Source organism: Arthrobacter sp. CAN_A1 (assembly GCF_015751665.1).
Classification (GTDB): Bacteria; Actinomycetota; Actinomycetes; order Actinomycetales; family Micrococcaceae; genus Arthrobacter_D.
The window spans coordinates 62,745-76,128 of the sequence record NZ_JADOUR010000007.1 but is presented as its reverse complement, the minus strand read 5'-3'; the positions used below and the strand labels follow the sequence as shown (position 1 = coordinate 76,128).

The 13,384-nt window shown below is 66.0% G+C and carries 11 protein-coding genes; 5 read left to right on the top strand and 6 right to left on the bottom strand.

Annotated elements, in window-relative coordinates; translation table 11 throughout:
- Positions 1–30 precede the first annotated feature (30 nt).
- A complete protein-coding gene (locus IWX62_RS10100) occupies positions 31–609 on the top strand; it encodes a cupin domain-containing protein (protein ID WP_196841283.1) in 579 nt (192 codons plus the stop codon).
- A gap of 28 nt (positions 610–637) precedes the next feature.
- Here IWX62_RS10100 and IWX62_RS10095 read toward each other — a convergent pair whose 3' ends face one another.
- Positions 638–2,446 carry an amino acid transporter gene (locus tag IWX62_RS10095; RefSeq protein ID WP_196841352.1) on the bottom strand — a complete coding sequence of 603 codons (1,809 nt, stop codon included), beginning with the start codon at positions 2,444–2,446 and terminating at the stop codon, positions 638–640.
- 362 nt (positions 2,447–2,808) lie between these two features.
- On the opposite strand from IWX62_RS10095, the gene speB reads away from it, so the two are divergent.
- Together speB and IWX62_RS10085 are read left to right on the top strand one after the other, a co-directional pair.
- The gene (gene speB / locus IWX62_RS10090; RefSeq protein ID WP_196841281.1) at positions 2,809–3,801 is read left to right on the top strand and encodes an agmatinase; all 993 of its coding nucleotides are present in this window, start codon (positions 2,809–2,811) and stop codon (positions 3,799–3,801) included.
- On the top strand, positions 3,802–5,472 hold the full coding sequence (locus IWX62_RS10085; protein WP_196841280.1) for a thiamine pyrophosphate-binding protein: 1,671 nt from the start codon (positions 3,802–3,804) through the stop codon (positions 5,470–5,472). It begins immediately after the preceding gene.
- Positions 5,473–5,551: 79 nt separating this feature from the next.
- Here IWX62_RS10085 and IWX62_RS10080 read toward each other — a convergent pair whose 3' ends face one another.
- The 4 genes from IWX62_RS10080 to IWX62_RS10065 all read right to left on the bottom strand — a co-directional run bounded on the left by IWX62_RS10080 (position 5,552) and on the right by IWX62_RS10065 (position 9,054).
- Complete coding sequence (locus tag IWX62_RS10080; RefSeq protein ID WP_196841278.1) at positions 5,552–6,679, bottom strand: FAD-dependent oxidoreductase; 1,128 nt, start codon at positions 6,677–6,679, stop codon at positions 5,552–5,554.
- The gene (locus IWX62_RS10075; protein ID WP_196841276.1) at positions 6,672–7,391 is read right to left on the bottom strand and encodes a class I SAM-dependent methyltransferase; all 720 of its coding nucleotides are present in this window, start codon (positions 7,389–7,391) and stop codon (positions 6,672–6,674) included. Before IWX62_RS10075 ends, IWX62_RS10080 begins: the two co-directional genes overlap by 8 nt.
- Positions 7,392–8,522 carry a type III polyketide synthase gene (locus IWX62_RS10070; RefSeq protein WP_196841275.1) on the bottom strand — a complete coding sequence of 377 codons (1,131 nt, stop codon included), beginning with the start codon at positions 8,520–8,522 and terminating at the stop codon, positions 7,392–7,394.
- 61 nt (positions 8,523–8,583) lie between these two features.
- Positions 8,584–9,054, bottom strand: a complete 471-nt coding sequence (locus tag IWX62_RS10065) for an SRPBCC domain-containing protein (protein WP_196841273.1) — start codon at positions 9,052–9,054, stop codon at positions 8,584–8,586.
- A 203-nt stretch (positions 9,055–9,257) separates the two neighbouring features.
- Between IWX62_RS10065 and IWX62_RS10060 the strand changes: the two genes are divergently transcribed.
- Positions 9,258–9,935, top strand: a complete 678-nt coding sequence (locus IWX62_RS10060) for a hypothetical protein (RefSeq protein ID WP_196841272.1) — start codon at positions 9,258–9,260, stop codon at positions 9,933–9,935.
- Between the two features lie 65 nt (positions 9,936–10,000).
- Positions 10,001–12,325: a Tex family protein gene (locus IWX62_RS10055; protein WP_196841271.1), complete on the top strand. Its 2,325-nt coding sequence runs from the start codon at positions 10,001–10,003 to the stop codon at positions 12,323–12,325.
- A gap of 119 nt (positions 12,326–12,444) precedes the next feature.
- On the opposite strand, the gene IWX62_RS10050 is transcribed toward IWX62_RS10055, so the two are convergent.
- Positions 12,445–13,146 (bottom strand): transglycosylase family protein, encoded by a 702-nt coding sequence (locus IWX62_RS10050; RefSeq protein WP_196841269.1) that lies wholly within the window; start codon positions 13,144–13,146, stop codon positions 12,445–12,447.
- Positions 13,147–13,384 lie beyond the last annotated feature (238 nt).

Below are 13,384 nucleotides of genomic sequence, written 5' to 3'. Positions count from 1 at the left end.
GAGTGCCCCGGGCAGAGAGATGGGACGCCAGTGAAGGCCCTGCCTGTAGAACCCAGTAACGCCCCGGTAGCCATCGGATCACGCATCCGTGCCGCCCGGCAATCCCAGCGGATGACCATCGAACAGGTAGCCGCCGCTACCTCCCTCACCAAGGGCTTTCTGAGCCGGGTGGAGAGGGATCTGACCTCGCCATCCGTGGCCTCCCTGGTCACGCTGTGCCAGGTCCTGTCGGTGTCGATCGGTGATCTGTTTCTGGTGCCGGAGACCCACCTCACCCGGTTGGGCGAGGCCCCGCGCATCAGCCTTGGCGGCGAGGGAATCAACGAGCGCCTCATGACGGCCCGCTCGGAGCGCCGACTGCAGATGATTCGCGCCGTCATCGAACCCAACGGGCGCGGCGAGTCCGAGCTCTACTCGGTGGACTGCGAAGTGGAGACCCTCCATGTGGTGGCCGGCAAGTTTGTGTTGATCTTCTCCAATGACCGCTATGAGCTGGAGGCCGGGGATACCGTGACCTTCCCCGGCCGGGAGCCGCACACCTGGATCAACCCGACCGATGAACAGGCCATCGTGCTCTGGACCCTGGTCCCGGCCGCATCGGGCGGCTAACCCGCCGCTTCCTACGAGGGGTCCACCGTCACCCGACGTGGACCCAGGGCCTGCGGGTCACGTCGGGCTCCGCTTCCCGCAGGACCTCCCGCGTCACCGGGGCAATCTCACCCTCACCCGTGATGAGGAACTTGAACAGGTTGGTCAGCGGGTGCCCCTCGGTCCAGCGGAAATAGACGTGGGGCATGAGCCCGGTGATGTCACGAATATGCAGCATCACCGCGGCGATGGTGGCGGGTACGTTGGAACTGTGGACCTCGAGAATCCGATAGCCATGCCGGGTCACGCCGTGCACCTGCAGGGCAGTCTCGAACTCCGACGAGTCGTCAACAATCACCTCAATGAACAGCGGGTTGTCGGCTGGGGTCAGATGGCTGACCGTGCACGCGTGTTCGAGTTTGCGGCGGTAGGCATTCGCCGTGAGACGTTGCGGCTCGTGCGCTATCAGGAGGATTTCGCCGTCGTCGGTTGAGGCGACGAACCGGAGCGCTTCGTCGTCGAGCCGGATCCCGGTGGCGCGCAGTTCAAACGCGCGGCTAAAACGCGACGCAAGCGAGACCACCACGATGCCCAGGATGAACAGGCCGGCGATCCGGACGCCGTCGGGCCGCTCCACCATGTTAATAATGGTGGTCAGCGACAGGACCGCGGTGACGAGGCCGAAGCCCAGGGCGGCCAGGGTTTGGTTGCGACGCCGCGCGGAGAGGGTGACCGCCACCGATGCCGAGGTGATGAGCACCAGCACGCCCGTGGCATACGCGCCGCCCTGGGCTTCGACATCGGCCTTGAAGGCGATGGTGACCAGGAAGGCGACGGCGGTGAAGACGATGACCAGGGGGCGGACGGCGCGGGACCAGTTGGGGGCCATCCCGTAGCGCGGGAGGTAGCGGGGGACCAGGTTGAGGAGCCCGGTCATGGCCGAGGCGCCGGCGAACCAGAGGATGGCGATGGTGCTGATGTCATAGGCAGTCCCAAAACCATCGCCCAGGTAGAGGTGCGCCAGATAGGCCAGCGCACGGCCATTGGCTTCGCCCCCCTCCTGGAATTGCTCGGCTGGAATCAGGATGGTGGTCGCGATGCTTGAGGTGATGAGGAACCCGCTCATGATCAGCGCCGCGGAGGTGAGCAGCTTCTTTGCGCCGGCGATGCGGCCGGCGAGGTCGTCGTGTTCGTCGCCCGGGTGCCCCTTGATCAAGGGCATGACGACGACGCCGGTCTCGAACCCGGACAGGCCTAACGCCAGGCGGGGGAAGATGAGCAGCGCCACCACCACCATCATCATGGGGTTGCCATGCTGGGTGTTCAGGGCCGTCCACCAGTCCTCGACCAGAGGTGGCTCAAGGGCCACCTGGGCCAGAGAAACCACAATCACCACCAGGTTCAGCGCCAGGAACACGGCGACCAGCGCGACGGCGATACCCACCGCCTCGCGGAACCCTCGCAGGAACACCACCGACAGGAGGCCCAGGAAGACGAGGGTGATGATGACCTCCTGGCCGTGCATCCAGCCGGGCGCAAACGGGTTCTCGATCAGGTGGGCGCTGGCATCAGCGGCGGAGAGGGTCATGGTGATCAGGAAGCTGGTGGCAGCGAAGCCCAGGAGGACCAGGACCAGCATCTTTCCACTCCAGCGGGGAAGCAGGCGCTCGAGCATCGCGATGGATCCCTCGCCGTTGGGGCTTTCCTCGGCTACCCGCTTGTAGACCGGGAGGGCGCCGAGGAGGGTGACCAGCACCAGGACGATGGTCGCGATGGGGGAGAGCACGCCGGCGGCGACAGCGGCGATGGCCGGCTGGTATCCCAGGGTGGAGAAGTAGTCGACGCCGGTCAGACACATGACCTTCCACCATGAATGGGTGGCGGTGCTACTGGACCGTTTGGGTTTCCGCTGGTTCTCGTCGTCGAGCAGCCAGTGGCCCAGCCGGCGGGCCCGACGGGAGGCTTTGATGCTGCGTAAAGTTGTACTCACGTCCTGACTGTAGGCCCGGACAGGTGGCCGAGGGGGCGGTTTTTATGGATCCTTTACGGGGCAGTTGTGGCGGATGGTCCGCCACCGGTGTTGACCGAGACGGACATCACAATTAGCCTTATAAAAAACAGTTGATGCTTATATGGCAACTTCTGTTTCGTGACTCCCGACCGAGTCCTGACTCTTGAACGACCAGTGCGGGCAGCCACTGCCCCAACCCGGAGGTACCCATGGAACAGCCGCGTGTCATGGCCAATGGAAACGTTGGCCCGATCGACTCCTCACGGATTCCCCGCTACGCTGGCGCCGCGACCTTTGCCCGGCTGCCGCGGCTGGACGAGGTGGACCGCGCGGACATTGCCGTCGTCGGCGTGCCTTTCGACTCGGGGGTGTCCTACCGTCCCGGCGCCCGGTTCGGTGCGAACCACGTCCGCGAGTCCTCCCGTCTGCTCCGCCCCTACAACCCGGCCTTGGACATCTCCCCGTTCGAGCGGGTGCAGGTGGCCGACGCCGGTGACATGGCGGTCAATCCCTTCAATATCAACGAGGCGATTGAAACCATCCAGCAGAATGCGCTGGATCTGACGGCCGACGGCGCCAAGCTCGTCACGCTCGGAGGGGACCACACCATCGCCCTGCCCCTCCTGCGTGCTGCGTCGGAACGTGCCGGGGCACCCGTGGCCATGCTGCACTTCGATGCGCACCTGGACACCTGGGACACCTATTTCGGCGCTGAATACACCCACGGCACCCCCTTCCGCCGCGCGGTCGAAGAGGGCATCCTCGACACCGAGGCCATCTCGCATGTAGGCACCCGCGGGCCGCTGTACGGGGTGAAGGATCTTGAGGACGACCGCCGGTTTGGGTTCGGCATTGTCACCTCCTCGGACGTGTTCCGGCAGGGTGTCGACGAAGTGGTTGCGAAGCTGCGGGACAGGATCGGCAACCGCCCGCTCTACATCTCCATCGACATCGATGTGCTTGACCCGGCCCACGCCCCCGGCACGGGAACCCCTGAAGCCGGCGGCATCACCAGCCGGGAACTCCTGGAGATTCTCCGCGGGATGCGCGGCATGAACCTGATCGGCGCCGACGTCGTCGAGGTGGCGCCCGCCTATGACCACGCGGAGATCACCGGCGTCGCCGCATCGCACGTCGCGTACGACCTGGTGAGCCTGATGGCCGATCAGGCAACTACCAGCATCCAGGCAGAGGAACGCTAAATGGTTACCAGTGACAGCGTCGCAACGGCACCCCCACAGCCGCTGAGCGGCGAGCGTAATGGTGGGGACCTCGTCGTCGAGACCCTCAGCGCCCTCGGGGCCACGACAGTTTTCGGGATTCCCGGTCAGCACGCGTTGGGGCTTTTCGATGCCCTGTCGCGCTCGGACCTGCGTTTCGTGTCCTCCCGGGTGGAGAACAACTCGGCGTTCGCTGCTGACGGGTTTTCCCGTGCCACGGGGCAGGTGGGGGTGCTGTTCCTCTCCACCGGGCCCGGTGCGTTGACGGCGCTCGCCGGGCTGCAGGAGGCCTACGCCACCGGAGTGCCGATGGTGGTGATTGCCAGCCAGATTCCGCTGGAGGGTCTGGGTGCGCGCCGCAAAGGCATGCTGCACCAGCTTGATGATCAGAAGGCGTCGGCGGCCAACGTCACCAAGAGTCAACGACTCATCCAGCACGCCTCCGGCATTCCATCAGCGATCCAGGACGCGTGGACCGAGGCCGTGTCCTCCCCACAGGGGCCGGTCTGGATCGAGGTGCCGCAGAATGTGCTGCTGGACCCCGTGATGGTGCCGCAGGTGGAGGACGCGCTCGCCGAGCCGTTCGACAACCCGCCCAGGGTGGAGCTGGTTCGCGAGGCAGTGAAGTGGTTGACCGAATCCAAGCGGCCCGCCATCGTTGCCGGCGGCGGAACCCGTCGCGGTCACGCCGAGTCGTGGTTGCTGTCCATCGCCGAGAAGCTCGGCGCACCCGTGCTGTGCTCGCCGGGCGGCAACGGGGCCTTCCCCTGGAACCACGAGCTGTCCTTGCAGGCCTGGGTGGAGGACCGCTACGTCACTGAGGTCCTCGAGGACGCCGACGTGGTTCTGGTGGTCGGATCGTCCCTCGGCGAGGTGACCAGCAACTACTTCACCCTGGAACCCCGTGGGCGCATCATCCAGATCGACGCCGAACCCCGCGTCCTGGAGTCCAACCGGCCGGCCCTGGGCATCCGCGCCGACGCCGGCCAGGCGCTCGCAGCGCTCGACGAGGCGCTGCCGACGCTCGACCGTGACCGCGCCGACGGGTACGACGCCGTCGCCCTGGTTGCCGAGACCCTCGCCAAGGTGCAGGGCCGCCTGGATTCGCAGGACCTGGCCATGGAGCGCACGTTCATGGCGGACATCCGCGCGGCAGCGCCGGCCGGGTTGCAAACCTTCTGGGATATGACGATCGCCGCGTACTGGGCGTGGAGCTGCTGGGACGCCAAGGACGGCCAGTTCCATTCCGCGCAGGGTGCCGGTGGCCTCGGCTACGGATTCCCCGGCGCCATTGGCGGCGCCGTCGGGCTGGGGGAGCGGGTGCTTGCGGTTTCCGGCGACGGCTCGTCGATGTACTCCATTGCCGAACTGGCCACCGCGAAGCAGCACAACCTGCCGGTCACCTGGCTGATCGTCGACGACGGCGGCTACGGGATCCTGCGCGAATACATGGAGGGTGCGTTCGGGAAGGCCACCGCCACCGAGCTGACCCGGCCCGACTTCGTGAAGCTCGCCGAGGCGTTTGGTGTACCGGCGGTCAAGGTGGCGCCGGGCGATGTGCGGCAGGCGCTGGAGTCGAGCTTCGCAGCGGAGGGGCCCAACGTCGTCGTCGTCGAAACCCTGCTGCGCCTGTTCGCCCCGACCCACCTCTAACCCCCACCCCCTTCGCCGAACCGTGGGTTATGGCGGGTCAAACGGCCGCCGGTCCGCCATATCTCGCTTCTCGGTTGGGCTACTGCATGGTGAAGGTGCGGGCAATGGCGTCGTGCACGGCGGGCACGGCATTGACCCGGCTGAACACGGCGTTGCGTGCTGACAATACCGGCCGTGGCAGCGGCCGGCCCAACGCCATGTTCAAATGTGCCTGCCGGGCCGCCGTCACAGCGGCTCGACGGCGGCGCACGTTGAACGCGGCCAGCTCACGGCCGACGTCACGTCCCTCCATCAGCGACGCCCTGATCATCGGCACCAGCTCAACAGCATCCAACCACCCCAGATTCATGCCCTGCCCGCCGATCGGGCTGACCTGGTGGGCTGCGTCGCCGATCAACACCGTCCGGCCGGTCACGAAGCGGTGTGCCAGCCGTCGCTGCACATCGAACGCGCTCAGCATCGAGTTGCTGGCGATCTCCACGTCGACGCCGGTCCGGGCCCGGATCAAGTCCGCCAGGCGGTCGGGCGTGGGTGCGGACACCAACGACGGCGTCCGCACCACCCAGCGCCGTACCCCGTCAGGCAGCGGGAAGGACTCAACAATCCCGCCGGGCTCCAGGTACAGCACCGCGGTTGACCGGTCGGCCAACCCGTCCGCGAAGTCACCCATCAGATACGTATCCGGGTAGGGGCGCAGCGAGGCAGGGACGCCGGCGCTGGTGCGGACGGTGCTCCGGCCGCCGTCGGCGCCAATGACCAGTTGCGCCTGCAGCACGTCACCCGTCGACGTCGTCACCAGCATCGACCCGCCGGCGTCGTGGACGTCGGTGACCGTGACCCCGCGCCGGAAAGCGCCGGGCGCGACGGCGCCGAGCCGGGTTTCCAGCACCCGCTCGGTCTGGATCTGGGGTACGGCGAGCACAAACGGGTAATCACAGTGCAAAGCACCGAAGGACAACCGGGTCACTTCCCGCCCGGCGCTGCGGGCCACTCCCTGATGGATGGCCACGCCGAGAGCCACCAGGTCCGCTGCGACCCCGGCCCCGGCCAGCGCCTCCAGCGCGGGCGGATGGATACCGATGGCCCGCGAATGGGTGCTGCGTGACGTCCGCTGCTCCAGTACCAGCACATCAAGTCCGGCCTGCCGCAGCAGGATTGCCGCGAATAGGCCAACCGGCCCGCCGCCAACCAGGATCACGTCATGCATGGGGTCGGCGGTGAATCAGCAGGTTGTGGGACGGGAACCGGGCGGTGACCTCCCAGCCCGGCGGCGCCACCTCAGCGAGTTCGGCCGCCGTATAACTGCGGCGGATGGACGTCAGCCCGTCCCGCCGGATCAGCGACCGACGGAGCGGGAGGGTGCCCAGGGAGAAGAGCAGATATCCCAGCCGGCTGCGCTCAATGTCGTTGTGCACCGCAATGCCGCTGCACAACCGCTCGGAATCGGCTAGAAGCCCGCCAAGCTGTCCGGGCGTCAGATGGTGCAGCAGATGGTTGGAGGTGACGACGTCGAACCGCTGCCCCTCGGCCACCAACTCGGCGCTGAACGCCCGCCGGAAGCTAAGCCCGGGCAGGGGCGCCTGGGACGTGGCGAATGCGTGGGCGCGTTCGTCGGGATCTATGGCCAGGATGGAGAGTTGCAGGCCGTCCCGCGCCGCCCACCGGGCGAACGCCCGGGGCATGTCACCGCCGCCAGATCCGATGTCGAGCAGGGTGGAGAGGCGCGACGTCGACAACTGGGGGCGGATCTGCGCCGCCCAGGTCCGCCGCCAGCCGGCGACCGTCGCGTTGATCAGACCGAACTGCGCGTACGTCCGATCCAACAGCGCGGGATCGCAGTCCGGCTTATCCATCTCCTCAACCGCGTCAACGTCGCGGTGCGCGAGGAAGCGATTCCCGCGGTGCGCGAGGAACTGCACTCAGGGCCCCACCTTGGTGAACAACGCCGTTTCGACTGTCAGCCCGGGCCCGAACGCCATCGAGCAGATCCGCTCATCCTGACCCGTGAACGGCTGATCAAGAATGTGCTTCAACACGAACATCACCGTGGCGCTGCTCATGTTGCCGTAGTCACGCAGCGTCTCCCGGGCGGGCACCAGTTGGTCCTCCTTGAGATCCAGCTTCGCCTCCACTTTGTCCAGGATGCTGCGCCCGCCCGGGTGGATCGCCCAGTGCTCAATGTCCTTGTACTGCTTTTCTGCGAGGGTCACGTCGCGGGCCAGGAGGGGCTCCAGCGCGCCCACAATGTGCTCATCGATAATGTGCGGCACGTAGGTTCCGAGCACCATCTCGAACCCCTCATCACCGATGTTCCACGCCATCGACTCCTCGCCGACCGGCGTCAGAACCGTCTCGAAAAAATCGAGACTCAGGGCCGGCGCTGTGCCGGTGTACTCCCTGGCACTGATAACCGCGGCGGCCGCCCCGTCGGCGAACAGCGATGACCCCACAATGGTGTCCGGATTATTCGACGACCTGACATGCAGGGAGCACAGCTCTGCGGCGACAACCAGCACGACGGCGTCGGGCTCGGCCTCGCAGAAGGACTTGGCGGCGCGCAGGGCAGGAAAAGCGGCGTAGCACCCCATGAATCCGAGGTGGTAGCGCTGCACGGCCGGGCTCAGCCCGAGTGCGCGAACCACCTTGTAGTCCGGCCCGGGGTTGAAGAATCCGGTGCAGGAAACGGTGATCACGTGGGTGATGTCCGTGGGCTCAATCCCTTCGGCGGCGGCGAGTGCCTTGCCTGCCGCCTCGACGAACAGCTTGGTGCCCTCTTCCGCGTAGACCTCGTTGCGGACCTTGGTGCTGGGGGAGAGGATGCGCCGTTCCGCCGAGTCGAAAAACACGGGGTTTTCCGACGAGGCGTCGAGGGTCATCTCCTTGACGGCCGTATACCGGGTCTGAATTCCCGACGAATCGAACGCCGCGCCAACCAGACGGGTCCCTAACCGGCTCAAGCCGGGTTGGGCAGCGAAGACGTCCCTCACATCGGACTGCACCATGACGGTCTCGGGAACGGCGGTTTCGAGGGACCTCATGATTACTGTCATAGTTCATTCTTAGTGGTGCGAGCCCGTTAAGACAATGCGGTCGCCGGGCGGGCGGAGGGGCCTAGCTGTTGCCGGGGGCCGGGTACTGGGCGTTGTCGTTCTCCAGGAGGGCCTGCAGATTGGTGAGGACCGGAGACCACTGAGCGCTGACGGTCTCGACGTCGGGCGCGTCAGCGAGCCGGTCGTGCACCAGGCGGAAACGCATACCACCGCCACTGATTTCCTCAAGGTCGACCGTCACCCGGCTGGCGGTGTCTTCCTGCGGATCGGTGAGCCCATCCTCGCCGTCGGGCACCTCCCGGAAGGTGTAGGACAGGCGGGTGGGCTCGTTGGCCTCCAGTACGACGCCGTGGTGGGTGACCGCCTCGGAACTTCCGTCGTAAAAGCGGATCGGGGCGCCTTGGACCCAACTGGACTCGAGCCGCCGACCAAACCAGTAGCGTCGCGTCACATCACCCTCGGTCAAGGCTTCCCACAGGCGCATGGGGGAGGTGGCTATCTCAGTTTCGTGCACAAACGCAGGCTCAGTCATGGCTTCAGCGTAGCCCAGCAACGTACGGTTGACCCAGCGCCAAACCGTGGCCACCCGCTGGCGAAGTGACGTCCCGCAGCCACCCGCCAGGCTCAATGTTGGCTGGGTCACCAAACCCTTGACCCGCCGGATACGAATAACAGGTAAGCACAGGCCGAGTTAACCCGCGGCCGGACCCACGACCCCTGAGAGTATGAGGAACCATGGTGAGCAGAACCGCAACGATCCTAGGCATCTCAGTGATCACCGCCGGCCTGATCTCTGGATGCGGCGGCATGGAAGACAACCCGCTCAACGTCAACAGCGCACCGCAGGCCGTCCAGGGTGGGAACGTAGCTGCGGGTTCCGACGCCGGGGTGGTTCCCGCCTCCCTGGGGGAGGATCCGTTGCAGTTGGGTGCCAACGGGGCGAAGTTGTGCTCGGTTGAACCGGCGCTGGGCTACCAGGAATACACGGTGCTCATCCATAACGAGACTCTCGAATCGTTCACTATCGACGACGTCAGCCTCGGTGCGCCGTCGGGAGTCAGCTTGAAGTCCGCCGAAGTGACCCCAGCCAATCGCGGTGGCCACGGCACCCACGGCATGGCCGACGGGACTGTCATGGGTGGCGGCGACGAGCACACAGGCGCCCACGGCGCTGGGGAAATGGCCGCCGAGAGCGACACTCCCAAGAATGTCTTCTTCACCGAACCCGTTCCGGCAGTCGGCTACGACATTTCGACGCTTGAGTATCTCAACGTGGTGGTCTCGGTGTCCCTCGACGAGGGCGCCGACAGGGGCACCTCCGACTTCGTGGAAGTCGACTATTCCACCGCCGATGGGTCCTTCACTGGCCGTCACCCGCTCACCATCACCATCGACAGCGACTCCTGCGCCTAGCCCGGCCCTAGGTCAGATCTGGTTCAGGGCGTCTGGCTGGAACCGTTCACCCGGAGTAGGCAACAATGGCTGGTGTGTTACCTCTAACCTCAGACGCTGCCATCTTCGATCTTCTCGCCAACGAATTGGGCGTCCACGTCTGGCAGGTGAAAGCCGCGGTCGGCCTGATCGACGCCGGATCGACTGTCCCCTTCGTGGCCCGGTACCGCAAGGAGGCCACCGGCTCCCTCGACGATGCTCAACTACGCACCCTCGACGAGCGCCTTGGCTACCTGCGCGAACTGCAGGACCGCCGTCGGGCCATCCTTGAATCGATCGACGCGCAGGGGAAGCTCACCGATCAGTTGCGGACCGCGGTTGCCGGGGCTGACACCAAATCCCGGCTGGAAGACATCTACCTGCCGTTCAAGACCAAACGGCGCACCAAGGCGCAGATGGCCCGGGAAGCGGGCCTGGAACCCCTCGCCAAGGCGCTGGTGTCCAACCCATCGCTGGATCCTGCCGTCGAGGCGGCCAAGTACGTCACCGGGGAGGTGCAGGATGCTGAGGAAGCGCTCGCGGGGGCGCGCTCCATCTTGGTGGAACGCGCCGGCCAGGACGCAGACCTGCTGACCTCGGCCCGGGAAAGGCTCTGGAAGCAGGGCCTCCTGCGGTCAAAGGTCCGCGCCGGCAAGGAGGCCGACGGACAGAAATTTGCTGACTACTTCCAGTTCGCCCAGGCCCCATCCACAATGCCGTCCCACCGTGTCCTCGCCCTGTTCCGCGGCGAAAAGGAGGGAATACTCGAGTTGGCTATTGCCGAAGCGGACCCGGCCGACGCCGTCGAGTTCGCCAGGGCGCGCGCCAGGTACGAGAACTCGGTGGCCGCTGTGCTGGGGGTCGCTGCCGCCGGCCGGCCCGCCGACGCCTGGCTCACCCAGACGGTCCAGCAGGCCTGGCGCAGGATTCTCGCGAAACTGTCGCTCGATCTACGTGTCCGCCTGTTTTCCGCCGCCGAGACCGAGGCGGTGCGGGTCTTCGCGGCCAACCTTCGTGACGTGCTGCTCGCGGCGCCCGCCGGGGGCCGAACCACACTCGGGCTCGATCCGGGGCTGCGCACCGGCGTCAAAGTGGCGGTGGTCGACGGCACGGGCCAGACGGTAGCCACCGACACCGTCTACCCGCATGCCCCGCTGAAGAAATGGGATGCGGCGCTCGCCGCCCTCGCGAAACTCGTGGCCACATACGACGTCGAACTCATCGCCATCGGTAACGGCACCGCATCGCGGGAAACCGACAAGCTCTCCGCCGAGCTGATCAAGGCGCTGCCGGAGCGGAAACTGGAGAAGCTGGTGGTCTCTGAAGCGGGCGCCTCCGTGTACTCGGCGTCGGCGCTTGCGTCCGCCGAATTGCCGGACCTCGATGTATCCCTGCGCGGTGCGGTGTCGATCGCCCGGCGGCTGCAGGATCCGCTGGCCGAACTGGTCAAGATTGACCCCAAATCAATCGGGGTGGGCCAGTACCAACACGATGTGACGGCCGCCAACCTGGAACGGTCCCTGAACGCGGTGATCGAGGACTGCGTCAACGCCGTCGGAGTGGACGTGAACACTGCATCACCGTCGCTTCTGAGCCGGGTGGCTGGCGTCGGTCCGCTGCTCAGCGAGAACATCGTGGCCCACCGCAACGCCCATGGCCGCTTCGCCCGACGGGCCGACCTGCTGAAAGTGCCACGTCTCGGCGCCAAAGCGTTCGAGCAGTGCGCCGGCTTCCTGCGGGTATCGGGCGGCACCGAACCCCTCGACGCGTCGAGCGTCCACCCGGAAGCCTACGGTGTGGCCCGGCGGATCCTGGCTGCGGGCGGCACGTCGCTCCGCGAGGTGGACCTGACGGCCTTCGTCGACGACACCTTCGGGCTCCCAACCATCAAGGACATCGTCGCGGAACTGGAGAAGCCTGGACGTGACCCCCGCCCTGAGTTTATGACAGCTTCCTTTACGGAGGGGGTGGAGAAGATCTCCGACCTGGTACCGGGGATGACACTCGACGGCGTAGTCACCAACGTTGCCGCCTTCGGTGCGTTCGTTGACGTTGGCGTCCACCAGGACGGACTGGTCCACATTTCGGCCATGTCGAACCAGTTCGTCAGCGACCCACATAAGGTGGTGAGATCCGGGCAGGTGGTTCGGGTAAAGGTCCTTGAAGCGGACCCCGAACGCAAACGAATCTCATTGACTCTGCGGCTCGACGACGAACCTGCCGGGGAGCCCAGAAACAGTCGCCCGGAGGCGCCGGGCGCTAACAGGGGAACGACGAAGCAGCGGCCGCTCAAGCCACCCGCCACCCGCACTCCTGCGCCGCCCGCCAACTCGGCGATGGCTGATGCGCTGAAGAAAGCGGGCCTGGCCTAACGCGGGACGGTGCCCGCAGGCACGTCAGTAGTCCTTAACGCACCAACGACGGCGGCCGCCCGGAATGATCCGGACGGCCGCCGTCGTCGTAGCGTAGTTCAGCTAGCTACAGCGTGAGGCTATGAGGCCGGGAGCTGCAGAACGTCACCGGTGAAGATGAGGTCAGCGTGGATGACCGTGTCAGCGTTGGCTTCGTACAGAGCCTGCCAGCCGCCGACAATACCAAGCTTGTCAGCGATGGTGCCGAGAGTGTCACCGGACTGGATGGTGTAGGTGTCGCCGCTGAGTGCTGGGGCTGCTACGGGGGCCTCAACGACTGGTGCGGGGGCTACTGGAGCCTGGGCTACTGGAGCCTGGGCGACGGGTGCCTGTGCAACCGGGGCCTGCTGGACCTGAGGCTGGATCTGCTCAGCCTGGGCCTGCACGGGTGCCTGTGCAACGGGGGCCTGCTGCATTGGCTCTGCCGATGGGTTGGCTCCACCGCTCAGGCCGAGCTTGGCCGAGCATGCTGGCCATGCGCCCCAGCCCTGGCCCTGCAGAACGTTCTCTGCTACGGCAATCTGCTGGTCGCGGCTGGCGTCCTGAGGAGCACCCTGTCCGCCGAAAGCGGCCCAGGTCGAAGGGGTGAACTGCAGTCCACCGGAGAAACCGTTTCCGGTGTTGATGCCCCAGTTTCCGCCGCTTTCGCACTGTGCGAGGGAATCCCAGGTGCTGCCGGGGGCTGCGTTAGCCACACCAGCTGATGCTCCGAGGCCAAGGCCTGCAAGAGCGACGACGGCAACGCCGCGGCGCGCGGTAGTGCTGAATTTTTGGTTCTTCATGGGTCAGATGCTCCGAAAGGCCACCAACGCTAGTTCCGTCCCCGGACATTTTTGCGCCGCTGCTCGCCTCGACTGTTTTAGTGGTCATGTCTGTGGTGGCTGCCGGACGAGCAACGTCGGGTGGATTGGCAGCACCGGGCATATTCCGTCACTGTCTCAGAAGAGGTGGTGACGGGGTTGTTTCCCTGAACGGGTTATCGTCTACGGTAGAACAGATTCTAATCGTTGCCAAATCGAG

Bases quoted from the DNA above. Each gene is read 5' to 3' on its own strand.
- IWX62_RS10050 (WP_196841269.1), bottom strand. From the start codon at position 13,146: ATGAAGAACCAAAAATTCAGCACTACCGCGCGCCGCGGCGTTGCCGTC.
- IWX62_RS10070 (WP_196841275.1), bottom strand. From the start codon at position 8,522: ATGACAGTAATCATGAGGTCCCTCGAAACCGCCGTTCCCGAGACCGTC.
- IWX62_RS10085 (WP_196841280.1), top strand. From the start codon at position 3,802: ATGGTTACCAGTGACAGCGTCGCAACGGCACCCCCACAGCCGCTGAGC.
- IWX62_RS10080 (WP_196841278.1), bottom strand. From the start codon at position 6,679: ATGCATGACGTGATCCTGGTTGGCGGCGGGCCGGTTGGCCTATTCGCG.
- speB (WP_196841281.1), top strand. From the start codon at position 2,809: ATGGAACAGCCGCGTGTCATGGCCAATGGAAACGTTGGCCCGATCGAC.
- IWX62_RS10055 (WP_196841271.1), top strand. From the start codon at position 10,001: ATGGCTGGTGTGTTACCTCTAACCTCAGACGCTGCCATCTTCGATCTT.
- IWX62_RS10065 (WP_196841273.1), bottom strand. From the start codon at position 9,054: ATGACTGAGCCTGCGTTTGTGCACGAAACTGAGATAGCCACCTCCCCC.
- IWX62_RS10095 (WP_196841352.1), bottom strand. From the start codon at position 2,446: ATGTGTCTGACCGGCGTCGACTACTTCTCCACCCTGGGATACCAGCCG.
- IWX62_RS10060 (WP_196841272.1), top strand. From the start codon at position 9,258: ATGGTGAGCAGAACCGCAACGATCCTAGGCATCTCAGTGATCACCGCC.